Here is a 24,984-nt window from a genome sequence, read left to right on the forward strand (position 1 = left end):
CCTCCTTACACCCCCTGCCCGTTCATTTGAAAGACTTTTTCTTTATCTTGATACTGAATATCATAAATTCTTCGATACGCTCCTGATTCTTGCTGTATCAACTCGTCGTGTGTACCTCGTTCGATTACCTTCCCTTTTGATAGGACAAGTATCTCATCAGCATGTTTTAAAGAAGAGATACGGTGAGCAATAATGAATGTTGTACGGTCGCTCATCACTTCTTTTAAAGCCTTTTGTATCCTGAATTCTGTCTCCATATCTACAGCACTTGTCGCATCATCAAGTATTAAGATTGTTGGATTGATAAGGATCGCTCTAGCTATTGAAATCCTTTGTTTTTGGCCACCAGATAGTCCTAGTCCTCTTTCTCCTAATATCGTATCGTAACCATCAGGAAGCTCCATTATAAAGTCGTGCGCTTGAGCTCGTTTTGCTGCATCGATAATATCATCCATATCTGCATATGGGTTACCGTAAGAGATGTTATCTTTTATCGTTGACGAAAACAAAAAAGACTCCTGAAGAACGGTACCAATATTTTTCCTGATCGTTCTTAACGAATAATCATCGAGTGGATTACCATCTATTAAGATGGTTCCTGATTCAGGATTGTAAAACCTCGATAGTAGTTGGGTAATGGATGTTTTTCCAGAACCCGTGGCACCGATCAATCCAATCGTCTGACCAGGTTTTGCTGTAAAAGAAATATCTTTGAGTGCTTCTTTTTTCTCGTTTTTATAACGATGTGTAACATTTTCAAACGTCACTTCTCCGTGAAAGCGAACCATTTCAAGTTCGCGATCTTTCCCTTCCATCTCAAGAGGTTCGTCTAACACTTCCAACAAACGCTCTCCTGATGCTTTTGATTGAGAGAAAGTGTTCATGATAAACCCCAGATTCATAATGGGTCCCATGATATACCAAACAAGACTAAAGAACGCCACGAGCTCTCCAGCTGTCAGGTTCCCTTGAATAACAAGATAGCCACCATAAGCAAGCAGTAAAACGACCGACAGATTTCCGATCAATTCCATTACCGGAAAGTACTTAGCCCAAATATGAGACGTGTTTAAGTACTGAGACTTATAATCTTCATTAGACGTATCAAACTTATTAATCTCAAAATCTTCACGTGATAACGATTTAACAGTGTTGATTCCGCTAATATTCTCCTGAACCTTCGTATTGAGATTCGCCATAGATTTCCGAATTCCACGGAAAGCCGGATGAACTTCTTTATCAAACTTGTAAACAACGAGTGCGAGGAAAGGCATCATGCACAGTGTAATGAGTGCTAATGGAACTGAATAGAAGAACATTACGGAGAGACTAAAACCTATGATTAAAACAAAATTTATTAGCTGTGAGAAGCCAAAAGAAAGAAAAAAACGAAAACCTTCAACATCAGCAGTTAACCTCGACATTAAATCTCCAGTCTTTGCATTATCATAATAATCGAATGGCAGAAACTGCAGCTTTTCGTATAAAGATTCACGAAGTTCATAAACAGAACGAATACCGAACAGATCTCCATAAAACTGATGAGTATATGTAGCTGCCCCTTTTATTACCATCAGAAGTACAAAGCCTAATGCAACATATGGTACGGTTGAATATTCCCCTTTGATAATGATTTCATCGATGGTAAATTGTAAGACCATCGGATAAACAACTGTAATTCCTGACACTAGAATCAAAGTCAAGATCGACCAATAAAAGTACTTTTTATACGGCCAATAAAAATCTTTTAATCTCTTAAATGTATCCACCCTATCACCTAACCCCTTCTGAAAATTAAAAGACAATATACATCATATAACAGAATAGTTAGAAAAAACTATCTATTTGCTCATATTCTTTACTAAAAACAAAATAAATAATTCACTTTGTTATCTTTCCTATAGTACGAAAAAAAGCCCCGATATATTCGAGGCTTTTCCTTTAACGCTTTCTTCTAAATGCAAAGAATGACACGATAGCAATAATGATAATTAAACCAATGGTTAATGGTGCAAAATATGATGGATTATTCGGCTTTTCGTTTTTTTCTTGATCATCCAATGCTTTTTCACTATTGTCTTCTTGTTTCTCTTGAGTCCCTTTATCTGTTGTACCCTCTTCTGGTGTTTCTTCTTGTTCAGGGCGATCTACCGCAAATGAGTAGTTCCCCTCGATCACATGACTGTCAGCGCCAATGATTTTATACGCTACTGTATAGTTTCCATTTTCAAGCGGATTTGTGATCGCTCCTGTCATTTGATCGTCCTCTACACTAATCTGTAAAGGAATCTCTTTCTCACCGTTTTTTAACGTCATCGTACTTAACGACTCAATCTTCGTTGAAAACGTTAAAACAACCGCTTCAAGATCTGTTGTAACCTTCTCACCTTCTGCAGGAGTAGAAGTTTCTAGTTTAGAATGAGCAGACGCCGATAAAGGCAGTTGGAAAACAATTGTAAATAATAATACTAAAGGTAAAAGTAATTTTTTCATAAGCTGACTCCCTGTTACGTATTTTCTTTCTCTTTTCATTAAAACAAAGAATATATGTTCTTCACAAGTATCCAGTCTTTACAAATCGTTGACACTTTTATGGTCAAACATACATTTAACGCCTATTTTGATGGAATCTGGGCTCCTGCCCACTTCAATTATGAAAACAGGCATAGGATATATGGAATTAACAATTGCAAGAATTAAAGGAGGAAAAATCGATGGGTTATTCTTATGGCAATTCTTTTGCATTGGTAGTAGTGTTATTTATTCTATTGATTATTGTTGGGGCAGCTTGCTTCTGCTAATAATGAATAGTGTGAAGGGAGAAAACCGGCCATGTGCCGGTTTTTTCTATTGTACATACGTTTTAAAAAAGTCTGTTTTCGTATCATTGTTGCGTCCCGAAAGTAGTTGATTTTACGCTCCAGTTGCTTCGCTTTCCGCGGGGCATGCGGTGAGCCACATTCTAGCGTTTCACTTTTAAGTGTTTCACCTGTCTAGTTGCAGTGGCTAGCCCCTCGAGGTCAAAAGTTTAACGGTCAGAAGGCAAAGTGCGCCTTCATAGCCCATTCAACTTTTGCTTGTAGGGGCTGAACGAGCCACTTCCACTTTTCAATCTGCCAGCCTGTTCCTCTGGAGTCTCACACCATACGCTCCAATCAACTGTCATTGAAGTAAATAAAAAGAGTAAAAAGCAATAATCTTTTAGGAAAAGAAAAACTCAGCATCATTCTGCTGAGTCCTCTTCGCTGTCTTTTTCTAAATTACCGGTAACTGTTGCTGCATTCTCACCGTATTTATCTTTTAACTTCCAATATGCTTCAAGTGCACGTTGGCCGATATATTTGTTGATTTTTTGAAAATTACCTTGAGGAGTTCCTTCTGGTACAACAACTGCAAACGCAATTTCAGGATTTTCAAATGGAGCATATCCGACTAATGTTAGGTTATGCTTCTCTACAATTTGACCTGTTCTAGGATGTTTTAAAATACGTTGAGCTGTTCCCGTTTTACCAGCAGGATTATGATATTTTTCCTCATCATCAAAGTAACTTTTTGCAGTACCACCTTGAGTATGCATAACTTGCCAAAATCCTTGTTGAACTCTTTCTATATGTTCTTCTGACATTTCAAGTCTATTTAAAATCTCCGGCTCAAACCTCTTTAAAAGTTTGCCACCATTTTCTGATGTATCACCTGGTTCTCTAATCTCTCTTACTAATTGAGGTTTTACTCGATATCCACCGTTGGCAATCGTTGATACATATTGAACTAGCTGAAGGGTTGTATACGTATCAAATTGACCAATACCTAAGTCATACAATGTCCCGGATTGCCCTTCTATTGGAGTACCTCTATATCCAGTTGCTTCATCTGGAAAATCTATCCCTGTTTCAACACCTAAGCCAAATTGGCTAAACATATAACGAGCTTCATCATATGTTTCTGTCCAATGTTCGGGTCCAATCATCCGATCCATAATATTAAACATATAAACGTTAGAAGACATTCGGAGAGCATCTAAATCATCGATAAAACCCATATTTTTCCAAGATGATTTAGGTTTTCCCCCAGCAATTTGAAAAGGCTTATCGTGTATGATTGAACCTCTTGAAATAACTTTTTCATGTAGTCCCGCTAATACTGTTGCACCTTTAACTGTAGAACCCATCTCATATGAATTAAATAATGCTCCATATTCCTGATTAGTAAATTTTCCATCTTCATATTTCTTACCAGCTATCCCTTTGATTTCTCCAGTTTTGGGATTCATCATTACGATATATGCTGAATTTAATAAGTCATTTCCAGGCAAAGGTTTTGCCTTTAATATTTCCTCTTCTAAAATTCGTTCTAACTGGAATTGTAATTCCATATCTAGAGTGAGTACAATATCTTTTCCTCTTTGTCCAGCTATTGTTTTTGGCTCACCAATGGTTTCTCCAGTTTTGGGATTTGTTAAATATACAGATTTCTCCTTAGTACCCCTAAGTACCTGTTCGTATTGAATTTCAAGTCCACTAATTCCTACTTGGTCACTTCTGTCATAACCCCTAGTCATGAAATAATCCATTCGTGACTTTGGAATTTGTTTAACAGCTCCAAAAATTGCTGATCTCCCATACGGATAGATTCTCTCTGAATCCGCCATAATATCTACCCCAGGAAGGTCACCAAGATTCTCTGAGATTACGGAAACTTCCTCGTTGTTCAAGTTCGTTTTAATTCGTTGTGCTGAATACGCATAACCCGTATCCATTGCACGTTTATAAGCCAGAATTTTAATATCTTTGTCAGTTAGACTATTGATTTCTTCCTCTGTAATCTTATTGACGAGTGCGATATATTGATCTTTGTCACTTAATTTCTTTTCCTTCTTGCTAAGGCGCTCTTCAATCATCTTTGTCACATCTTGTTTCGAGATAAAATAGTCTTTTTTATCGCGTTCTGTGATCTTTTTAATCTGATCTTCTGTAACCCCAAGGCGATCAGCTAGCCATTCTGCAATTCGCATCGTGTCTTTTGCTTTTGTATCTACTGTTTTCGTATATGTTAAAGAAAAGAAAGGTTCATTCCCTACGACCTCACGGAAGTTGCTGTCTAACAGCTTTCCTCGTGGCGCTTCTTTCCTTGCGATAACTTCTTCAACTGCTTCAGACTCTAGCCGTTTTTCCTCTCCATTTACGATTTGGAGAACACCAAGCCTTAAAATAAGGACTGAGAAAAGAAAAAAGACGACCAAAAACAAGACATTTAAACGAAAGGGCACTTGCGACTTTTTCCTCTTTTTTTCCGGATCCGCTTTCGTTACCATCATTCCGCTCCTTTTGGAAATATTCCCGTTAATTTTACAATTATATTACAAAAGCATCTACCTATAGATTACTAGAAGTTGGTCACTATTCCAAGTCATTCGGTAAAAAAAACCTTATCTTTTTTTGATAAGGTTTTCGTAAATTTATTGAACAGCTGCTGCTAATGATTTTGTTGGAACGGGCCGGCCAAAAAAGTAACCTTGCGCAAGCTCAACTCCGCATTTAAGTGCGATGTCTGCTTCTTCTTTTCTCTCAATTCCCTCGGCAAGTACGACAGCACCTATTTCTCTTGCAACCTCAACGATTTTTTGTATCATATCTTCCTTAGATGCGTCTTCATCACAGAAAGAAACGATTTTACGGTCAATCTTCACATAGTCTGGTTTCAGCTCTTTTAATACAGAAAGTGTTGAATGTCCTGCACCTAAGTCATCTAGTGCTACTTTCATTCCTTGCTCTTGGTAAGCTTGAAGGATACTTTTTAAATGATCGATGTCTGCGATTTCTTCAGTCTCCACCACTTCAAAGACAAGATCGTTTGGATCTACTCCTGCGTCAGCTGCTGCTTTAAATGTTGTAGCCAGACAATGCTTTGGGTCGTAAATCGATGACGGAAGGAAATTAATGAATCGTTTCAAGCCTGGTGAAACGGCTCCAGCGCTGTTTCGAATAGAAGTCATCCTAGCATTTCCGTCCAACAGCGCCTGAAGACCTGCTCGTTCAGCAAACTGAAAAAGTTCATAAGGTTTGAATTCAAATTCTTCAGTTGATGGACGAAGTAAGAACTCATATCCATAAATCTCTCCACTCTGTAAAAAAACAATAGGCTGCGAGTGTGTAGTGAAGAGCTGCTGTTGAATAATGTCATACAGATCGATATGCTTCATTCTTTCATAAAATTGCTGAAATGAAATCCAAGGTGTGAAGACGCTCATTTCTTTCAATGCAGAAGTAACTGAACAATAAAATGACCGTACAGCCATTTCGTTAAATGTTTTAAGTGACTTTTCCATGAAATCTTGCAGTTCTATAAGATTGCTATATTTTGCTGATGCAACATTTCCAGAATGAATGCCTTCCAAACCGTGCTCTTTAAATAAATTCATCAAACTTTCCACAAGCACGGGATGATCGGTACGGATATGTAAAAATCCACTCTCCGGAAAATCTCCTGTTGGACGACACTGTGAACATGACATAAAAATAACCTCCAAAAAAAGAATTGCAAACTTTTGTAAAATTTGCTATTTTATATTTCTGCGCTAAAAAATGAAAACTTCATAAAGGGGGACTTATGGTTTATTGGATTCTTTTACAAAAGAGCTTTATGCGTAACATGCAATACAAGGTGGCGCATCTGATCAATAATGCAGCGAGTGCAATCTTCGGATTTGTTTTCATTGCCATATGGGTCGGTGTACTTCAAGGAAAAGAGAATGACAGTCCCTACACTGCCCTAGATATGACCTTTTACATTGCGGCTGTCCAATGCATCCTCTGGTTATCCGGTTTCTTAACGGCAGGACTCAATATTCATAACGGGATAAGAAATGGTGCAATTTCTTTAGAACTCGCAAGACCAACAAACTTTTTTCTCTATGTTACCTCTCAAGAAGCTGGAAGATTAGTGTATAACTTGTTCTTTCGATCTCTTCCTATTGGGCTTGTTTTTTCCTTAACGGTAGGCTTTTATATTCCTCAACACATACTGACTTATTTTTTCTTATGTATTTCTATTCTTTTTGCCATGATCATTTCTATTAACCTGTTCTACCTAGTAGGAATCAGTGCATGCTGGACGACTGAGATCGATTGGGCACATTTTGTAAACTTTACATTATTGGTTGGACTTGGAGGACAACTTGTACCTATTGATTTACTTCCAGCTCCCCTATCTTCTATCACACCCTATTTACCTTTTGCAGGAGCCATCTATTACCCTGTCATGATTTTCCTTGAGAAGATTTCAAGTGAAGTTATTCTTATCCAGTTGGTTTGGGTCGTGGTTTTAACATGCTTCAACCTATGGCTAACTGAGAAGGCACGCCATAAGTTAGAAATTCAAGGAGGATAAGTCATGAACCTTTATCTGAAACTATTATCAGGAAGTTTGCGTTCACGTATGCAGTATAAGATGAACTTTCTCGTATCCTCCTTATCATACGGTTTGATCATGGCGGTGGACTTTGTGCTGCTCGCAGCCATTCTGCAGCGTTTTGACGATGTAAAGGGTTGGAATCTTTATGAAGTGGGGCTTCTCTATGGAATCTCATCTGTTGCCATTACTCTGTACAGAGTATTTTGTGTAGAGGTACATAATTTTGAACGTTATATGGTCGAAGGTGAATTCGATAGTCTTCTAATTCGACCTGTCTCTCCGTTATCATTGCTTTTGACTAAAAACATAGACCTATCCCGAATAGGAGGAACGATACAAGGTATTTTAATCCTTGTTATTTCTATTATCGGTTTAAAACTTAATAACGTTGAATTATTTCTTTTGTTAATTTATTTACCTGTAACTATCATTTCTGGAGTACTTATTTGTTTTTCTCTAGGGTTGATCACAGCTACCATTGCCTTTTGGACACAGAGGATTAAAGATTTCCAAACCTTTACTCTATATGCTCCATTTAATGCAGCCAACTATCCGATGAACATCTATCCCGGCTGGCTCAAAATCATTTTTTTCACAGTCATCCCAGTAGGATTCATGAATTATACACCTGTTCTGTTTCTATTAAATAAAGGTGGTGACCTTTGGAACCTAGCATTACCACCACTCGTTTCAATCGTTTTTCTATTCATAGCGTTACGATTCTGGATGTTTGGAATCCGCCATTACCATAGTACAGGAAGTTGAGGAGGGCTATACATGATTCAAGCTCAGCAATTAAATAAACACTTTAAAATCTATGAAACAAAGAAAGGATTTATCGGGTCGTTTAGTTCTCTTCTTTCTACAAAGCATCATGTGGTAAGAGCTGTAAATGATATTTCTTTTTCTATTGAAGAGGGTGAATTCGTAGGCTATATCGGGCCGAACGGTGCTGGAAAATCCACTACGATTAAAATGTTATCAGGTATTCTTCATCCGACTAGCGGTGAAATCACAGTGGGAGGATTGAGCCCGCAGAAAAAAAGAAAAGAAGTAGCCAAAAAGATCGGCATTGTATTCGGACAACGTACACAACTATGGTGGGATCTCCCGTTACGTGATTCTTTTGATATTTTAAAAGAAATGTATAAAGTACCTGATGAAAAATATCGCCAGTTTTTGAGGTTGTATGATGATATGCTTCAGATTGGAAAGTTTATGGACACACCTGTTCGAAAACTATCTCTAGGGCAACGGATGCGCGGGGACCTTGCTGCAGCCATGATTCATGATCCTGACATCCTTTTCTTAGATGAACCTACGATCGGATTAGATGTTAATGCAAAAACAAGTATACGAGCCTTTTTAAAAGAACTGAACGAAAACGAGAAGAAGACCATCCTGTTAACCACACATGATATGGATGATATTGAACGGTTATGCAGCCGCGTGATCGTGATCAATCACGGACAAATGGTTTTAGATGGAACGCTGGAAGATTTACGAAAGAATATTGGATTACCAAGCGTCATGGAGATTCAGTATCGTGTAAAACCAAACACGGCTGACATACAATTAGAAGGAATTGAAAGAATGACATGGGAAGACGAAAAGTTAATTATCGATTATGATCGCTCTCTTCTATCTTCACCTCTATTACTTCAAAAAGTCACACAATGGGGAGAACCGGTCGATATTCAGATGAAAGAACCAGATATTGAACAAGTTATTCAAAAGATATACTAAATGAAAAAAGCTTGCTATAGAGGTCTGTTTCGTGACTTCTATTGCAAGCTTTTCTATTTTTATGGCATGAAATGATACGGGAGAGTGGATTGATTTTAATTGGATAACCAACTTCTTAAGTTATCCAATTGGTTAAGTGCATCTATTCTTCCTTGTTCGTACAGAACTCCAAGTCGTTTAGGATCGCGTTCAATTCTTTTTACTATCATTTTCTCCATGGGACGAAGGACAAATAAGTTTCCACTTTTCTCTTCTTTTTCTATAAAATCAAGCGTCTCATTATATTTGATGTAGCGTCCACGTAAACTTTCGTCGAGACCTGTGTATTCAGGATAGAATTTTTTCGTTACCCACGTCATTTTAGGCTTTTTCTTGCGATAACCCTCATTCTGAGTGAGGATTACGACTCCTTTTTGCACGCCATCTTTCAAAGCTTTATGAACAGGTATAGGATCCGCAATCCCTCCGTCCATCATCTGACCTCCTGCAAGCTCGACTACTGGTGCGATAAATGGAATGGATGATGATGCACGTAGAACATTTGAGATCTCCATCTCTTCGTAATCTTCTTTATTCAAATAAACGGGTTGGCCTGTTCTTACGTCTGTTACAACGACTACAAATCTTTCTTTCGATTGTTTAAATGCAGCATAATCGAAGGGAACTAGGCGGTTTGGAAGTTCATCAAATATGAAGTCCATACCGAACAACCCCTTCTTCTTAAACAACCAATTCTTATAAGAAATATATTCAGGATGTGAGCTATATTCTAGATTCACCGTGCGATTTCTTCCGTGCTGGCGTGATAAGTATGATACAGCGTTACAAGCACCAGCAGATGCCCCGATCACATACGGAAAGTAAAGGTCGTTCTCCATAAAAACATCGAGTACCCCTGCCGTATAAACACCGCGCATTCCTCCACCTTCAAGAATAAGTCCAGAGTTCTCCAAATTTGGCACCACCTATTGTTAACTACATTTATTATTTATGATTTTAATTATATGAATAAAGTGAACATAAAATCCAGTCAAGCGAATTAAGAATAGGAAAAGATACTTACTGAAACAAAAGAGGCAGTGATTAAAAGTTCACATTTTTAATCACTGCCTCTTCACCTTATTGAAAATATTGAGCCAATCCTGTCGTAATACCCGTTGCTGCTTTTGTTTGAAAAGAATTACTCTTGATTATACTTTCATCAAATGGATTTGACAAAAAACCAAGCTCTACTAATACGGCAGGTTGTTTGTTTTCACGTAGAACGTGAAAGTTTCCATATCTAACATTTCCACCTTTTAATCCCGTATTTGCTCCAATTAATCCGTTGTTTACCGAGTTCGCCAATTTCAGGTCCTTCTGGCCGTAATAGAAGGTTAACAGTCCTGTAGCGGATCTATCTGAAGCTGAGTTGTAATGTAGGCTAACAAATGCATCTGCAAAATGATAATGACTAATCTCCACACGTTTATTAAGAGATATATACGTATTATCACTTCGAGTTAAGATGACTTTTGCACCTGCATTACTAAGCTGTGTGGCTAATAATCTCGCACTCATCAACGTCATAGCGGCTTCTTGTGTACCCGATGATTTTCCTGAAGCTCCTGGATCATTTCCACCATGACCAGGATCTATCACAATCCTTTTTCCTTTTAATCCCTTCAAGGATGGTTTAGGAGTTGAAGGATTGTTAGAGGATGATTGTTGAACAGCTACAAGCCATCCTGCCACCCAAGCACTTTTACCATTTGGCAGCTTAATTTGTACCCAGTCGTTCTTAGATTGAAGAAATGCGAATTCGTCCCCTTGATTTGCATGACCCACTATTAAGTATGCTGTAGAAGGACCTTGCCTAATATTCACTCCATCTGACAAGACGACAACTTTTTTTGATACAGATGAAGGTGGAGCAACTGGAGGTTTCGTTGCAGGCTTAGGGTTTGTAACGATTGGAGACCCTCCCGTTTTTAGTGATATGTACTGGCTAGATACCCAACCTTTCTTTCCATCGGACGTTTGAATGGAAAGCCAGCTTCCTGACTCTGACAAAATCTGAACAGAAGTACCATATTTGAGTGAGCCGATGATCGGTGAAGATAAATTTCCCGATGATCGAAAATTCAAATACGTCGCTGTTACTGTTCCCCACTTTCCATTGTTTACAGGTTTGTTTGTAGGAGGCTTAGGAGGAGTTGTACCTGTTTGATTCAATAGATACGCACTACTTACCCATCCTTTAATTGAACCGTATGTTATATTAGCCCAATTGCCTTCTTCTTTAATTACAGAAACTACCGCTCCATTCTTTAGCGAGCTTACCGTCTTATATTGAGTTCCTGCACCACTCCGCACATTTAGAGAAGTTGCTGTAACTTTTGCTGTTTTAATATTTTTTGCTTCCTTTTGAGATGGTGTTTTGGAACTGGTTGAGTTATTTACCTTTATGTACGCTGAACTAACCCAAGCTTTTCTATCCTGAAAAGATATGTTTGCCCATCCTTTTTCTATCTGGAACACCGTAACTTTCGCGCCTTTTTTTAATGATCCGATCTGTTTTGAGGATGAGGAAGGTTCTGTGCGAACATTCAAGCTTGTTGCATTCACTGTTGCCGTTTTTCCTGCTGCCGAGACAGGTCTTAATGGAAAGCTTACGATTAAAAAGACAGCGATTAAAAAGTAACACATCACCTTTACATTCAATCTCACACGTTTCAACTCCTATTTGAAAAGTTCTTTACTTGCTGTACGTGTTATATCGTCATTAAAAGGTTGCTCCTTTACCTTTTTCACTGCAATTTTCAGAACAAAAAAAACCCTAGTTGAATTCAACTAGGGTGCTCCATGATTAAATTAATCCAAAATGCTTAAGTCCATGATAGATACCATCTTCATCAACTGATTTTGTAACAAAGTCTGCCGCGTCTTTTGCTTCTTTTAAACCATTGCCCATCGCAATTCCTGTTCCCGCTGCTTTAAGCATTTCGATATCATTTAACGCATCACCAAATGCGTACACATTCTCAGGTTTCATGTTTATCTGGTTCATAAAAGCTTCAATTCCTTTTGCTTTAGAACCACCAGTTGGCAAAATGTCTAACGCATTTTCATGCCAGCGTATAAAATCGAACGTGCCTTTGTATCCATCGCGATAGACATGTTCATGCTGTTCCTGGCAGAATAATAAAACTTGATAAACTTCATTTTCCTTATAGAATCCTGGGTGGAAAACGGGATAACTCGGCATGAGATTAAACGTACAGTTCTTAATGATCTCATGATTATCAGCATTACTTGTCGCTCTTTCATGATCAAGATAGACAAGAGGGTGACCTGCCTTTTCTGCTTCTTCTTCAATTTTAAGAATCGCTTCTCTAGATAACGGCGTCTTGTGAATCACTTCATCTTTAAAAACAACATAAGATCCGTTAAAACTCACAAACGAATCCACCTCTAATTCCTCACGAATTGGTTCAAACATGAACGGGCCACGTCCAGTGGCGATTGCTACATGTACGCCGTTCTTTTTCAACTGAAGTATACTCTCTTTCGTGCTGTCAGGAATAATTTTCTCATCATTTACTAGCGTTCCATCTATATCAAAAAATACTATTTTGTCATCCATATGCATCGTCTCCTGTTGAATGTTCTTCCCTACCATAGTGGTACGATTCCGTATAAATGTCAAATCATGCGTTTTGCTTTACTTTTTTATTGATTGACTCACTTGTATTAGTCCCTTTTCTGGCATAGATAGCAAGAATACTGTCAAAATAATGAGCATGCCACCTGCTGTTTGGAAACTCCCAAACGCAGTACCAAGCCATATGACAGATACAAGGGTTGCTACTAAAGGTTCAGCACTTCCAAGTAAGCTCGTTTCTGTCGAGCTTATATACTTTAAGCTGTCTAAGTAGAGATAAAAAGGCAATAGTGTTCCAAATACTACTACAAATGATAGCATTCCAAATAATGAGAAAGACCATTCGATTGCATTCGCCTGCCACGGCTGAGTAAAAATAGAAACAGCAGATCCACCAAGCAACATGGCCCAACCTACGATCGTAGCAGATGCATACTGTTTTAACAGTCTCACTGGATAGACGGTATATATAGCTACTGAAATACCTGAGAGAACTCCCCAGAATATAGCTTTTTCGGAAACCGTTATCTCTTGCAAACTTCCATTTGTTAAGAGCAGGAACGTTCCTGAAAGAGCCATTAGTACTGCCATCCATTCTTTTCGTTTTGGCCATTTTAAGAACTTTAACGCAAAATAGATCGTAATAAACACCGGGCCTAAAAATTGAAGCAGTGTAGCCGTTGGTGCATTACCCGCTTCTATACTCAAAAAGAACGTAAGCTGTGCCCCAAGCATACCCGTTAAAGAAAATACTATTAAATCCGTTCGATCTTTTTTATTTCTCCAAACTTCAAATATATTGTGATGAAAAGAGACTAGAAATAATAGCAGCGCTCCAGCCATTACCATACGGACTGAAACTAACCATGTTGCGGTCATTGCTGAATGTGAAAAGATCCATTCTGCTGCGTTTCCTGAAAACCCCCAAAGAGAAGCTCCTGCTAAGGCTAGTCCTATACCTTTCCACCGGGAATACTCTTTTTGATTCCCCATCCTACACCCGCTCTCCCAATTACTATTGAATCTATATCCTTCATTCATTATAAAACGAATGCGTTAAAATCAAATATATTTTATTATTCTAATTTCTACATTTTTATCTTTATATGTATCAATCAGCTAGTAATCAATTACCTACCATAGTATCAACAGGCGTCATAAAAACAGAAAGCACTGAGCTTAACAAACCAGCTCAGCGCTTATCTTGAAAATAAAAATAGGGGGATGATGTATCATACGAAACTTACGGGTTTTGGTGTCGGTTAAAGCAAAAATATGCGAATACCTATCGATCTCTTCTTCCGAAAAGAATTTTTCCATCATGCGCATAAAATTGTTAAATATATACAAACTAGTAATACAAGGAGGTGATACATATGGCACGTAACAATAACTCTAACGAATTAGTAGTAGCTGGAGCACAAGCAGCTTTGGATCAAATGAAGTATGAAATAGCTTCTGAGTTTGGTGTTCAACTAGGACCAGACACAACATCCCGTGCGAATGGATCTGTTGGTGGTGAAATCACTAAACGTCTTGTTCAAATGGCTGAACAACAGCTAGGTGGCGGATACCGACGCTAAACTGCAGTTAATATGAAAAAGTCATCCACAATATGCGGATGACTTTTATTTATTTATCTGACTTTATCTAGTTTTACTTGAATTAACACAGGATCATGGTCACTTGCTCGACCGTGTTCTTCCATAAACTGCGAATTGATATGAACGATATCAACTTTTGTCTTTCTCGCCATATTGTTTGTTACTAAAATATGATCAAGAACTTGAGCGTTCCCTTGGTAAGAATAGGTGTAGCGCTCTTTGTAAGGAACTTTCTCGATCATGTTCGTCAACTCTTTGCCTTTAACTTCCTGCAGCGTCTTCGTAAACTCGAAATCATTGAAATCTCCAAGCAGCACGACCTTTGCATCCTTATCTTCACTCTTAACATTTTTAACAAACTGATTTACAATTCCCGCGATTTCTAAACGTTGCGCTTCACTTCCAAGGAAAGGAGGCTGATTTTTCCCAAACAGCGGCTGATCTCCGCCTTTTGAGTTAAAATGATTCGCAACCACAATTACGCTCTCACCTTTAAACATGAACTGTGCTGCGACTGGCTTACGGCTGTTTTCAAATGCTGGGTTTGTCGGATCGATACGCCCAGGATTTACAGTAAGCTTCCCGTCCTTATAGCCTACCGCTTCTGTTGCTGTTCCTTTAGTTCCTTTTGCAAGTGAAACACGTTCAGGATTGTAGATGAATCCTACACGAATGTTACCACCAGGAATTCCGCCGTCTTGTCCATCAACTGGTGCGATATCTGTATACACATATTGTGGACCACCTTGCGCCGTAATCTCAGCGATTAATCGATCAGCACTTTCTTTTGCATCTGTCGTACCATCATTCGTTGGACCGTTTCCATCTTGCATCTCAACAAGCCCTACGATATCTGGTGCGTTCAGGTTACGAACGATCGATTTTGCGATACGCGATACTTTTTCATCGCTCGTACTGTCACGCCCTTCTTCAAGTGCAGAAAAGTTCTCTACGTTAAAGCTCGCGATCGTTAACTCTTTATGTTTTTCGTGAATCTTTGTAACTTCCGGTTTTGTTCTTCCTTCAACAAACGTTGGAAGTTCTTCTCGGTCAGCTAACACTTTATAGTTACCAAATCCGTAGCTGACAACTCCAGTAATTGAGCCCAAGAAGAAATCTCCTGTTTTTGCCACAAACGATTCGTCGTTCATATCGACAAAAATGCGTTCTGGGTTGTAATCAAATTCCTTGATGTTTAGACCACCTGATGAGTTAAATTCTTTTTGCTTCCAAAAATCTGGAACAACAACAAGTTCTCCATATTTTTGAGGTGCAAGAACACCAGGATTTTTTACTTCTACAAGCATACCTTCTAAACTCTCATAAAAATCAATGCCATCTTCTTTTGGATCAAACAACCCAAAGTTATCATTATCAATCACTCTAGTTGGTTGTTGAAGACCAAACAAACCGATGATTGTTGACTTTGGAAGTTTTTGTCCTTCTTGTAGTTTTGTGATGCGACTTCCATTAATCTCTGTAACAGCTAGATCTGTTTTTAATTTATCAGAATATCCTTCAAGTACCCATTCTTTTACTAGCCCATCAACTGAAACAAGATTTCCTTTAGTCTGACCGTGATCTTTTTGGTAGACTAAAATACCTTCAGACGTTCTATAGTCTTTGTCTGGTTTAACGTCCTGCATATAAAAATTATTGTTATCTACAACTTTTGTTACAATTCCTTCGACACCCTCTACTGCTTTATTCGAAACAGGAGATTGATGACTTGCACCTTGAATATCATGGATACGAAGTCCGGATAGAGCAACTTGGTATTTGAACTCTGATATGTTGCTATTCTTAAATCCTTCTTTAACAGCGACAGCTCTAATGGTTACATCTTCATCTACTGAAATAGGAGATGTATAACGTGTGCTAGCTGTAGTCGGATCTTGTCCATCTAAAGTGTAAAAAATTTCAGCATCTGTTGTTTCAGTAGAGAGTACGACTGAAGTCCCTTTAGAAACAACCTGTCCCTCAACCGAAGACTTTACTTCTTCTACTTGTGGTTCAGAAGGAGCACCATCAATAATTTGATATTTGTTTACATTTTTAAGTCCTGGCACACTAAAATAGGCCTCTAGTGTTCCTTCAAGTTGAACTTTTTTCCCTAAATTCTCAGGGTGATCAACGAGGTTCAATGCAGATCTTGCAGCATTATTAGGTAATTGAACAGTTAGTATTTTCGTTTTGTCTGTTTCGTTCACTGAATCTGCGATGGCCAAGTTGGTATTCGCAGTAAATGGTCCTTCATGTTTGAATGAGATAGAAGACCCACTACCTCCATGAACAGTTCCTACGATATACCCTTCAACCATCTGTGTTGATTTATCCTGCTTAACCAATGCTTCGCTAACCGTTAGAACGTCAGCTGCAGATGCAGTCTGCTGCAGTGGTATAGCCATGCTAAGCACCATTACTAGCATGATACTTATATTTGTAAGCCTTTTCGTCATTTTCATGAACATATCGTTCCACCTGCCTCACTAATAGGATGTAAAACATGTAAATCCATGAAAAATATAACACAATTCTGTCGATTCAATTGTTAGTTTTATATTAAAACAGTCAGAAAGACTTACAAAGAATTTACAATATAGTACTCTTGGATTATTTTTCGTAAAAAAAATGACACTTTCACCTGATCAAATACAGATCAAAAGAAACTGTCAGCTAGTTCTATGAACGTTCAAATCCATAGTGACTTGTTCTGCAAATAGTTCTGGGTTGTTGTCTTGGAGAATAGAAAAAAGTTTATCCTTACTTGCTGAGCGATCCAACCAGTTCTCTCCAACGTTTGGCTCTAACATTACCGGCATACGGTGATGATATTTTTTCATAGAGTCATTAGATGCTTTTGTTAAGATGGAACAGGTAATTCTTTCTTCTTGCTGTCCTTCGACTTCACCTGTCCATCTAGACCAGATCCCGGCAAATGCGAACGGCTTTTTATCTCTTAATGTAAACTTATAGGGCTGCTTCTTGCTAACACCTTCTTCAATAACCCATTCGTAGAATCCACTTGCAGGAATCAAGCATCTTTTTTGAACAAAAGAGTTTTTAAAGCTTGGTTTTTCAGAAACTGTCTCACTTCTCGCGTTCATTAATTTGTTTCCTATTTTCGGATCGTTCGCCCAACTTGGGACAAGCCCCCACTTCATATATCCTGCTCTATTTCCTGAGCTCGCTTTAATAATCGAGAGAACTTGCTGACTCGGAGCAATGTTAAAGCGTTTATCATAATCAAATTCGTTTTCTAAGTTAAAAGCATCAATAATCACATCTTTTTCGTAGTAAAGCATATATCTGCCACACAAAACATATCACCTCGGTTCAACTTATGGATAAGGATGTCAATCGTGCAAAAACTAAAAACAGGAGGTGGACGTCATGAAGAATCCTGTTGTTATTTATATCATTTTACTATTCAGTATGTTCTCTTTACTCATTGTCATTGATTGGTTTCTAGGAATCGCTCCAGCAACGGTTATAAAAAAATCGTTTATGTCTTTCTTTCACTATGTGGACAAGGTTGAATATGTTCTAGTGATCACTTTGATGATCTTACCCATCCTAACGTTTATTCTGTCGAAGTGGATGGAGAAGAAGCAAAAGGCTTAAGCTTCTTTCTTCTTATTAAGAATACAATAATGAATAGACTCGGTAAAACAACTTGAAATGGTAAATGGATAAAATGAGGAACGATATTTAAACCTTCTGTAATATGTTCCACATAATTTGCTGCTATGACGATAGATGAAAGAATCAATACAATACCGATTGGGCCTATGAGCTTTTTTTCTTCTTTTACTCCGAAGATGTCTTGGGTTGCTTTAACTGCAACATAAAACAATACAGAGATCTTAAAGAACCCTCCTATAATGAGCGTAAATACCACTAACGCATCCAACCTTTGAATAAATTCTCCTAAGTTAATCTTCGCAACTGCAGCAAGCAATGGGAAGTAGACATGAGTAGCAACATGCCCTCCTAATATCGCAATGTCCATCGCGACCGTTACACTTAAGATAATCCCACTCACCATAATGGCAAATAACCCAACTGTTAGTGCTTTACTTTTCTTTGTTGTTTTCAAATATGGCAACAACATTGTAAAAACCACCATTTCTCCAAAAGGAAAAGTCGGTGTTACTGGGAACGCCGCCTTTAAGACCGGCAAGAACCCCTTGCCTAGAACAGGAAGAAGATAATTGTATTTCATTAAGTCTGCTGATAAAACAAGTACAGCAAGAACGATTCCTAAGAGAACGACTAGAAAAAAAATGATCTCCCCTGTTCTTACTAGAACTTCGAAACCTAATTTTAAAACATAAACAATTGTAGCAATCATTAGCGCATTTACAACAATAATCGGTGTTTGTACAAAAACTGCTGACAGCAGAAGGCTTCCAAAGTCACGCAAAACACGAGCAGCTAAATACATGAAGTACATTAGGTACAAGAAACCAAATAATTTTCCTATATACTTACCGAACAAGATCTGCAAATATTGTGTTAACGATTGCTCTGGAAATTGTTTATAGAGATAATAATAACCTACAAATAGAAACATACCGCATGTCATACCGAGCAGGATAGCGATCCAAGCATCCCTGCCAGCATCCATTCCTAAACCAACAAGGATCGCACTTCCGAGTTCAAATAAGACGATGATAATAAAGTATTGTTGAATATCGATCTTGATGGTCTTCATTTTGGAGCCTCTTTCTTTTCCTCTAATAAAAACGGTGAAGTTCGAACACCTGATCTTCTAATACGAGAATCGACATTCACTTTCACTTCCAACTTCGGAAATATCTCTTTGTAGTTCTTTTTGTAAACATTGCGCCATTTACTCGGATTTTCTCTATACAACAATTCACCAAATCCAAGTACATCGCTATTAAAATCTTGTGATGCGTTAATCGTTTTTTGAATTTCTTTTTCAATTACAAGGTTTAATTTACTTTCAATTTTAAGGATTTCAGAAGTTTTTTCTAAGTTCACTGCACAGTTTGCTTCTGCAATATTTGCTTCAGGAAACACATCGAGTGTTATCGTCGGTATATCCTGTTTTGTATCTGCCGACAGTTCAGTATTCGAACGAACAATCTCGATAGAATATCCGTTATCGTTACCCATACAAGGTACTGTAATCGCTGAACTAACAAGCTTTCCCTTTATCCACAGAACGCCTCTCGCTTCAGGTCCATCCAACCACCCCTGCAGCTTGCCATCTCTAAATACCCCCATGCCTGATAACTGAACTCTCGCGGGATCGCCCACTTCATAGTTTTGTGCTGTCACTGCCAATTTATGGTCACCCGTAATTTTAATGCCATTGATTATCGGTTCTCCGCCTTCATCGATAATAGATTGAAGGACTTCATTAATATCTTGCTGCATATTTTCTCCCCAATTTTTCTCTGAAATCTTCAAAATTGTAGCCACTTCATCGGAAGTAACCTTATCGATGGCTGTAAACGTTCTTAATAATTTTGATGGCGTCGTATCTCTAGCTACAACAACTTGAATGGTCGAACGAACTTCAGGGTCACGAGAAATCATGTCAACCGCTTGATAGATACTCTCTTTTGCAATTTTCTCACTAAAAACAAGCATCCTCGCATGCGCAAAAAACAAGCGTCTTGATGTTTGTTTACTTGCTTTTCTCGTTGCTTCCATCAAGTTTCTTCCTGTTGTCTCATAGACGGTGAAGACGGGCTGTTTTCCTCCTCCAGCTCCGGTAATCCCTGGAGCAACTTCTGTTGGGTTCACCACTTGATAGGTCACAATTAAATTTCCTCTTTTATCAATGTTAATTCCAATTCCCATTACGATTGAAAGCTCATCCAGCTCATTTTGATCCCAGCAGCCTGTTAGAAATAGAAGGCAGAGTGAGAGAGGAAGGCAACTTTTTAAAAGTTTCAACGTGTTGTCTCCTCCTCTCGTTTCTTCTTAACCGAATAAGGTTTTGTACGTGTTTGGTTTTTTTCCGATAGCTTTTCTGGTCTTTTGAACAATTTGGTAATCGGAAATCGAAACAGACTATCTTTTAAATCCTGTGTTTGTAACGGAGCAAAAGGACTTAAATATGGATAACCGAAAGATCTTAAGCTTGATAAATGTGCGATGATTACAATCAAAGCTAGTGTAAGACCATAGAAGCCGAAAACTGATGAGATCAGCATTAACGGAAATCGTAATAATCGTGCTGATGTGGCGACAGCAAACGATGGGATCGCAAAGCTAGCTACTGCAGTGATTCCCACAACGATAACCATCGCAGGTGAAACAAGTCCTGCTTGAACTGCTGCTTGCCCTAATACAAGTGCCCCAACGATTGAAACGGCGACGCCTACCGCCCGTGGCATCCTAATTCCTGCTTCACGTAAGATTTCAAATGTAATCTCCATCACTAACGCTTCTGCTATTGCCGGAAACGGTACTCCTTCACGCTGAGCAGCGATTCCAAACAAAAGAGTCGTTGGAATCATGGCTTGGTGAAAAGTGGTAAGGGCAATATAAATCGATGGAGCGATCAAGGATATAATAAAGACCGAAAATCTCAACAAACGAAGAAATGTACTGATGTCATACCTCATATAATAGTCTTCTGATGACTGAAAGAACTGTATAAATTGTGCTGGGGCGATTAGAACAAACGGTGTTCCATTAATAATGATACCCACACGACCTTCGAGCAGGTTTCCAATAACAACATCTGGTCGTTCAGTATTTAGAAACTGCGGAAAAACAGTGACTGTCTCGTCTTGAATAAACTCTTCAAGTTGACCGGATTCTAGCAAGCCATCTGTCTTCACTTCTTCAATTCTCTCTTTAATCTCTTGAATCAATAATGGATCAGCGATATTCTCTAGATAAACAACCGCCACATCTGTATGTGTGACTTCTCCTATTTTGAACTTTTCAATTCTAATATCTTTTGATCTTACTCTTCGTCTTATTAACGAGATATTCGTCTTGATTGACTCTGTGAATGAATCCTTAGGACCACGAATAACAACTTCTGATGTAGGCTCTTCGATTCCTCGAACTTTTCCGCCGTTCGTTCCTAGTTTAAGACCTTTTGTATTACCTTCAACTAAAAGAACACTTAAACCAGCAAGAAGGGCTTCAACTAATTCATCTTCCGTTTCGACATCCAATACTCTTCCAAGGGCTAAAGCATTCTGTTTGATGTAATGTAATGCATGGTCTACTGGCACTGGAGAAGATTGCTTGTCTGATGACAGTGACATCAATGGTGAAAGAATGAACTCATTTAACACTTGAGAATCATTCATTTCTTCTAAAAATAATAATGTAGCTGTAACCTTGTGTTCTAGCTCAAATTCAAACTCACGGACGATTAAATCCATCGGGTTACCTAAGAGTGTCTTTACTCTATCAACCACCACATGCAGAACCGGACTAAGTTCTCCAACACGCTTTTCTGTTTCTTTTTTCTGTTGTATTGATGTATCCATAGAAATGGTATTAGATTGAAGAGAAGAATGATCATCATGCTTTTTATCTGCTAACATATCTGTTAACTTTTTATGAGTTCTAATGATTGGACGCTTTCTTCTATTCCGCATAACCATCCGCCTTTTTACCAAACTTTTCTTAGCATTTGCACAACACGACTTGGTTATGTACTAACGATTCGTTTACACACTTTAAACACAAAAAAGCCCCTGATCGATTTCATTGATGAAAACGATCAGGGGCTTTAACAAATTAACAGTATAAATGCCAGGGTTCTGTATCCCTGGCTGGAAAAAGGTAACTTTATTATAGCATCTTCTTTTAAAAATGCGAATCTTATGAACTGCAAAACACTAAAAATATATCTTTATACTCACATTGGATCCCAAGGTTTTTTTACTCCGAACTCTTTGGCCAATTTCTTGCTTTCTTCTCTGCGCTTTTTTCTTGCAATTGCTCGTTCTGGCGCATGTTCATGGAGCCATTTTTCTTCTTCTGTTTCAGGTATAACTTTTGGCACTGGGGTTGGTTTACCCTCTTCATCTAACGCTACAAATGTTAGAAAGGAAACCGCACAAACTTTTCGTTCTCCAGACAATAGATTTTCTGAGATCACTTTTACGAAAACTTCCATTGAAGTTGTTTTCGTCCACGTCACAAATGATTCTAAGCAAACAGAATGTCCTTCTTTTATCGGCTGTAAAAAGTCAACCGAATCCGTTGAAGCTGTAACCACATTTTTTCGTGCATGTCGGATCGCTGATATAGCTGCAACATCATCGATATAAGCCATCAATTTCCCTCCGAATAACGTACCATGATTATTTGTATCCGGTGGAAGTACTACTGAGGATTTTACTGTTCGAGATTCACGAACAAATTTTTCTTCCATGATCAAAACTCCTATTCTTATCTCTTCATCACTAGTATATGTTGAATGTCCAAAAATTAATGAAAGACCTCTGCTTAAACGTATAAGCAATGAGGTCTTTATTAAGGCATTTTATTATTTTTTCACGACTGCATGGCCACCAAATTCGTTACGAAGTGCCGCAACGACTTTACCGTGGAACGTGTCGTCTTCTAATGAACGGAAACGCATGAATTGAGATAGTGCGATAACTGGAGCTGACGCTTGATAATCAAGAGCAGCTTCAACTGTCCAGATCCCTTCACCTGAAGAATTCATCACACCGCGGATGTCTTCAAGTTTTGGCTGTTTGCTGAATGCGTTCTCCATCAGTTCGATCAGCCAGCTACGGATAACTGATCCGTTATTCCATACTCTAGAAACTGCTTCATAGTCGTAATCGAAATCACTTTTATCTAAGATCTCAAAACCTTCTCCGATTGCTTGCATCATACCGTACTCGATTCCGTTATGAACCATCTTCAAGAAATGACCAGAACCTGCACGCCCTGTAATCATAAATCCTTTTTCTACACAAATTTTTTCGTATAAAGGAGCAAGGTAGTTAACAGCATCGTCATCTCCACCCATCATGGCACAAAGACCGTAACGCGCTCCATCAGTTCCTCCACTCGTACCAACATCTACTAGATGGATGCCTGATGCTTTTAGTTCCTCATAGCGGCGAAGAGTGTGCTTGTACATGGAGTTACCAGCGTCAACGATAATATCGCCCTCTGTTAAATGTGGCTTCAGTTGTTCGATTACTTGGTCAACGATCTCTCCAGCTGGAACTAAAAGAATAACCGCTTTTCTTCCTGTAAAAGAATTAGCAAGCTCTTCGATCGAGTCAACACCTTTAACACCTTCCGCTGAGATCTCTTTCACTGTATCTTTGTTAACATCTGTAGCGAAAACCGTATTCCCTTTATCATTCATATTCAGTGCCATATTGAAGCCCATTTTCCCAAGGCCGATTAAACCGATTTCCATTGTACATATCACTCCAATTTATGTATTTATAACTGTTTTGTATTATTCCACAAAATAAAGGCGATTAACCTCTACTTGCAACACTGTCTATTAGAGTATCTAAAAATGAACAAAAAAACAATTATTTCAGTTCTTTTTATATGAAATAACAAAGAAAAATTATAAAATCATAAACATTTGACCTGAACCTTTCTCATTTTGTCCACATAATCTATAGCATCATTATTGTTGGAGGACCTTTTATGAAAAAAATTGTAATGCTGGCTTTGATTGGTCTCATGGCTCAACTCATAGATGGCTCTCTAGGCATGGCTTATGGAGTTACTTCTACAACTCTTCTCTTAGTAGTCGGGTTCTCGCCCGCTTTAGCCTCTGCTTCTGTTCACTTATCAGAAGTTGTGACATCTGCTGTCTCAGGCTACTCACACCTCAAATTCGGAAATGTAGATATGAAAACGGTCAAAAAGCTCGTCATCCCAGGCGCTATAGGTGCATTCTTAGGTGCTGCTTTTTTAAGTTACATTCCTTCTGCATTTATCAAACCGTACATCTCGTTATTTTTATTAGGTCTTGGCTTTTATGTTCTGTTCCGCTTTTTACTGATAAAAGTAAAGGTGGATACAGAGACAGATTCTACAGAGAGCAGTGCTAAGCAAATGATGTATCGTCCATTAGGGCTAATCGCTGGGTTTATGGATGCAACAGGTGGCGGTGGATGGGGACCAATAACAACTCCTATTCTGCTTACACAGAAAAACCTTACTCCTAATAAAGCGATCGGCTCAGTAAATTTTAGTGAATTTGCAGTATCATTATCTGCTTCTATCGGTTTCTTTTTGTTTATCGGTTGGGAAACTTTGCTTTGGCAGGTCGTTGTTGCGATGATGCTAGGTGGGATCATTGCAGCTCCTTTTGCAGCGTGGCTTGTGCAAAAGTTAAAGCCAGCGCTATTAGGCGTATTAGCTGGTGGCTTAATAATCGTAACGAACTTAAGAACGATTTTGAACGAATTTTTTTCTATAGATTTGTTTACAGAAATTTCAGCTTTGGTACCCCTACTTCTTCTATGGAGTATGTTGATCGTCTTTGCAGTTCGAAAAAAAGCTTAAGAAAAGCAGAGCAGTATAGATCATAATAAAACAGGCAAAATGTCCATCATGGATGGACATTTTGCCTGTTTGTAA

General features: G+C 38.4%; 22 protein-coding genes. 7 read left to right on the forward strand and 15 right to left on the reverse strand.

Annotation, left to right across the window (positions count from 1 at the left end):
• Positions 1 to 5 precede the first annotated feature (5 nt).
• Entirely contained in the window at positions 6 to 1,769 is a 1,764-nt protein-coding gene (locus tag IHV12_RS07220) for an ABC transporter ATP-binding protein (RefSeq protein WP_197127413.1), read from the reverse strand.
• Positions 1,770 to 1,941: 172 nt separating this feature from the next.
• Positions 1,942 to 2,493 (reverse strand): copper resistance CopC family protein, encoded by a 552-nt coding sequence (locus tag IHV12_RS07225; protein WP_197190413.1) that lies wholly within the window; start codon positions 2,491 to 2,493, stop codon positions 1,942 to 1,944.
• 221 nt (positions 2,494 to 2,714) lie between these two features.
• Here IHV12_RS07225 and IHV12_RS07230 point away from each other — a divergent pair, with 221 nt between their 5' ends.
• A complete protein-coding gene (locus IHV12_RS07230; protein ID WP_082820548.1) occupies positions 2,715 to 2,801 on the forward strand; it encodes a YjcZ family sporulation protein in 87 nt (28 codons plus the stop codon).
• A gap of 422 nt (positions 2,802 to 3,223) precedes the next feature.
• On the opposite strand, the gene IHV12_RS07235 is transcribed toward IHV12_RS07230, so the two are convergent.
• Together IHV12_RS07235 and IHV12_RS07240 are read right to left on the reverse strand one after the other, a co-directional pair.
• Positions 3,224 to 5,314, reverse strand: a complete 2,091-nt coding sequence (locus IHV12_RS07235) for a peptidoglycan D,D-transpeptidase FtsI family protein (RefSeq protein WP_197190414.1) — start codon at positions 5,312 to 5,314, stop codon at positions 3,224 to 3,226.
• Between the two features lie 141 nt (positions 5,315 to 5,455).
• Positions 5,456 to 6,511, reverse strand: coding sequence for an EAL domain-containing protein (locus IHV12_RS07240; RefSeq protein WP_197190415.1), 1,056 nt, complete (start codon positions 6,509 to 6,511; stop codon positions 5,456 to 5,458).
• A 95-nt stretch (positions 6,512 to 6,606) separates the two neighbouring features.
• On the opposite strand from IHV12_RS07240, the gene IHV12_RS07245 reads away from it, so the two are divergent.
• Genes IHV12_RS07245 through IHV12_RS07255 form a run of 3 tightly spaced genes read left to right on the forward strand, consistent with a single transcriptional unit; the run spans position 6,607 to position 9,156 of the window.
• A complete protein-coding gene (locus tag IHV12_RS07245) occupies positions 6,607 to 7,386 on the forward strand; it encodes an ABC transporter permease (protein ID WP_197190416.1) in 780 nt (259 codons plus the stop codon).
• A gap of 3 nt (positions 7,387 to 7,389) precedes the next feature.
• A complete protein-coding gene (locus IHV12_RS07250) occupies positions 7,390 to 8,175 on the forward strand; it encodes an ABC transporter permease (RefSeq protein WP_231618118.1) in 786 nt (261 codons plus the stop codon).
• A gap of 12 nt (positions 8,176 to 8,187) precedes the next feature.
• On the forward strand, positions 8,188 to 9,156 hold the full coding sequence (locus tag IHV12_RS07255; protein ID WP_197190417.1) for an ABC transporter ATP-binding protein: 969 nt from the start codon (positions 8,188 to 8,190) through the stop codon (positions 9,154 to 9,156).
• A gap of 95 nt (positions 9,157 to 9,251) precedes the next feature.
• On the opposite strand, the gene IHV12_RS07260 is transcribed toward IHV12_RS07255, so the two are convergent.
• The 4 genes from IHV12_RS07260 to IHV12_RS07275 form a co-directional block, all read right to left on the reverse strand.
• The gene (locus tag IHV12_RS07260; RefSeq protein WP_197190418.1) at positions 9,252 to 10,109 is read right to left on the reverse strand and encodes a patatin-like phospholipase family protein; all 858 of its coding nucleotides are present in this window, start codon (positions 10,107 to 10,109) and stop codon (positions 9,252 to 9,254) included.
• 166 nt (positions 10,110 to 10,275) lie between these two features.
• Positions 10,276 to 11,865 (reverse strand): SH3 domain-containing protein, encoded by a 1,590-nt coding sequence (locus IHV12_RS07265; protein ID WP_197127406.1) that lies wholly within the window; start codon positions 11,863 to 11,865, stop codon positions 10,276 to 10,278.
• 139 nt (positions 11,866 to 12,004) lie between these two features.
• On the reverse strand, positions 12,005 to 12,781 hold the full coding sequence (locus IHV12_RS07270; RefSeq protein WP_197190419.1) for a Cof-type HAD-IIB family hydrolase: 777 nt from the start codon (positions 12,779 to 12,781) through the stop codon (positions 12,005 to 12,007).
• Positions 12,782 to 12,859: 78 nt separating this feature from the next.
• Positions 12,860 to 13,792, reverse strand: a complete 933-nt coding sequence (locus tag IHV12_RS07275) for a DMT family transporter (protein WP_197190420.1) — start codon at positions 13,790 to 13,792, stop codon at positions 12,860 to 12,862.
• A 383-nt stretch (positions 13,793 to 14,175) separates the two neighbouring features.
• On the opposite strand from IHV12_RS07275, the gene IHV12_RS07280 reads away from it, so the two are divergent.
• A complete protein-coding gene (locus tag IHV12_RS07280) occupies positions 14,176 to 14,382 on the forward strand; it encodes an alpha/beta-type small acid-soluble spore protein (RefSeq protein ID WP_066288466.1) in 207 nt (68 codons plus the stop codon).
• Between the two features lie 53 nt (positions 14,383 to 14,435).
• On the opposite strand, the gene IHV12_RS07285 is transcribed toward IHV12_RS07280, so the two are convergent.
• Together IHV12_RS07285 and IHV12_RS07290 are read right to left on the reverse strand one after the other, a co-directional pair.
• The gene (locus tag IHV12_RS07285) at positions 14,436 to 16,868 is read right to left on the reverse strand and encodes a DUF6359 domain-containing protein (protein ID WP_231620683.1); all 2,433 of its coding nucleotides are present in this window, start codon (positions 16,866 to 16,868) and stop codon (positions 14,436 to 14,438) included.
• A 207-nt stretch (positions 16,869 to 17,075) separates the two neighbouring features.
• Positions 17,076 to 17,723: an SOS response-associated peptidase gene (locus tag IHV12_RS07290; protein ID WP_255552560.1), complete on the reverse strand. Its 648-nt coding sequence runs from the start codon at positions 17,721 to 17,723 to the stop codon at positions 17,076 to 17,078.
• A 73-nt stretch (positions 17,724 to 17,796) separates the two neighbouring features.
• On the opposite strand from IHV12_RS07290, the gene IHV12_RS07295 reads away from it, so the two are divergent.
• The gene (locus tag IHV12_RS07295; RefSeq protein WP_197190423.1) at positions 17,797 to 18,027 is read left to right on the forward strand and encodes a hypothetical protein; all 231 of its coding nucleotides are present in this window, start codon (positions 17,797 to 17,799) and stop codon (positions 18,025 to 18,027) included.
• Here the strand turns inward: IHV12_RS07295 and IHV12_RS07300 are convergent.
• From IHV12_RS07300 to gnd, 5 genes are all read right to left on the reverse strand, one after another.
• Entirely contained in the window at positions 17,987 to 19,120 is a 1,134-nt protein-coding gene (locus tag IHV12_RS07300; RefSeq protein ID WP_197127400.1) for a GerAB/ArcD/ProY family transporter, read from the reverse strand. The two genes, IHV12_RS07295 and IHV12_RS07300, sit on opposite strands and share 41 nt — an antisense overlap.
• Entirely contained in the window at positions 19,117 to 20,337 is a 1,221-nt protein-coding gene (locus tag IHV12_RS07305; protein ID WP_197127399.1) for a Ger(x)C family spore germination protein, read from the reverse strand. The genes IHV12_RS07300 and IHV12_RS07305 overlap by 4 nt, the downstream gene beginning before the upstream one ends.
• Positions 20,334 to 22,007 carry a spore germination protein gene (locus IHV12_RS07310; protein WP_197127398.1) on the reverse strand — a complete coding sequence of 558 codons (1,674 nt, stop codon included), beginning with the start codon at positions 22,005 to 22,007 and terminating at the stop codon, positions 20,334 to 20,336. Before IHV12_RS07310 ends, IHV12_RS07305 begins: the two co-directional genes overlap by 4 nt.
• 263 nt (positions 22,008 to 22,270) lie before the next feature.
• Positions 22,271 to 22,789, reverse strand: coding sequence for an acyl-CoA thioesterase (locus tag IHV12_RS07315; protein WP_137789990.1), 519 nt, complete (start codon positions 22,787 to 22,789; stop codon positions 22,271 to 22,273).
• Positions 22,790 to 22,903: 114 nt separating this feature from the next.
• Positions 22,904 to 23,800 carry a phosphogluconate dehydrogenase (NAD(+)-dependent, decarboxylating) gene (gene gnd, locus IHV12_RS07320; protein WP_066392738.1) on the reverse strand — a complete coding sequence of 299 codons (897 nt, stop codon included), beginning with the start codon at positions 23,798 to 23,800 and terminating at the stop codon, positions 22,904 to 22,906.
• A 242-nt stretch (positions 23,801 to 24,042) separates the two neighbouring features.
• On the opposite strand from gnd, the gene IHV12_RS07325 reads away from it, so the two are divergent.
• Entirely contained in the window at positions 24,043 to 24,909 is an 867-nt protein-coding gene (locus IHV12_RS07325) for a sulfite exporter TauE/SafE family protein (protein ID WP_197190424.1), read from the forward strand.
• The last annotated feature ends 75 nt before the right edge of the window (positions 24,910 to 24,984 follow it).

The organism is Fictibacillus sp. 7GRE50 (assembly GCF_015903875.1).
GTDB lineage: Bacteria > Bacillota > Bacilli > Bacillales > Fictibacillaceae > Fictibacillus > Fictibacillus phosphorivorans.

What these genes read in the sequence shown, in the direction of transcription:
- IHV12_RS07325 (WP_197190424.1), top strand. Translation starts at nt 24,043, where the DNA reads ATGAAAAAAATTGTAATGCTGGCTTTGATTGGTCTCATGGCTCAACTC.
- gnd (WP_066392738.1), bottom strand. Translation starts at nt 23,800, where the DNA reads ATGGAAATCGGTTTAATCGGCCTTGGGAAAATGGGCTTCAATATGGCA.
- IHV12_RS07285 (WP_231620683.1), bottom strand. Translation starts at nt 16,868, where the DNA reads ATGAAAATGACGAAAAGGCTTACAAATATAAGTATCATGCTAGTAATG.
- IHV12_RS07230 (WP_082820548.1), top strand. Translation starts at nt 2,715, where the DNA reads ATGGGTTATTCTTATGGCAATTCTTTTGCATTGGTAGTAGTGTTATTT.
- IHV12_RS07315 (WP_137789990.1), bottom strand. Translation starts at nt 22,789, where the DNA reads ATGGAAGAAAAATTTGTTCGTGAATCTCGAACAGTAAAATCCTCAGTA.
- IHV12_RS07280 (WP_066288466.1), top strand. Translation starts at nt 14,176, where the DNA reads ATGGCACGTAACAATAACTCTAACGAATTAGTAGTAGCTGGAGCACAA.
- IHV12_RS07235 (WP_197190414.1), bottom strand. Translation starts at nt 5,314, where the DNA reads ATGATGGTAACGAAAGCGGATCCGGAAAAAAAGAGGAAAAAGTCGCAA.
- IHV12_RS07245 (WP_197190416.1), top strand. Translation starts at nt 6,607, where the DNA reads ATGGTTTATTGGATTCTTTTACAAAAGAGCTTTATGCGTAACATGCAA.
- IHV12_RS07300 (WP_197127400.1), bottom strand. Translation starts at nt 19,120, where the DNA reads ATGAAGACCATCAAGATCGATATTCAACAATACTTTATTATCATCGTC.
- IHV12_RS07270 (WP_197190419.1), bottom strand. Translation starts at nt 12,781, where the DNA reads ATGGATGACAAAATAGTATTTTTTGATATAGATGGAACGCTAGTAAAT.
- IHV12_RS07225 (WP_197190413.1), bottom strand. Translation starts at nt 2,493, where the DNA reads ATGAAAAAATTACTTTTACCTTTAGTATTATTATTTACAATTGTTTTC.
- IHV12_RS07310 (WP_197127398.1), bottom strand. Translation starts at nt 22,007, where the DNA reads ATGCGGAATAGAAGAAAGCGTCCAATCATTAGAACTCATAAAAAGTTA.
- IHV12_RS07255 (WP_197190417.1), top strand. Translation starts at nt 8,188, where the DNA reads ATGATTCAAGCTCAGCAATTAAATAAACACTTTAAAATCTATGAAACA.
- IHV12_RS07295 (WP_197190423.1), top strand. Translation starts at nt 17,797, where the DNA reads ATGAAGAATCCTGTTGTTATTTATATCATTTTACTATTCAGTATGTTC.
- IHV12_RS07240 (WP_197190415.1), bottom strand. Translation starts at nt 6,511, where the DNA reads ATGTCATGTTCACAGTGTCGTCCAACAGGAGATTTTCCGGAGAGTGGA.
- IHV12_RS07250 (WP_231618118.1), top strand. Translation starts at nt 7,390, where the DNA reads ATGAACCTTTATCTGAAACTATTATCAGGAAGTTTGCGTTCACGTATG.
- IHV12_RS07275 (WP_197190420.1), bottom strand. Translation starts at nt 13,792, where the DNA reads ATGGGGAATCAAAAAGAGTATTCCCGGTGGAAAGGTATAGGACTAGCC.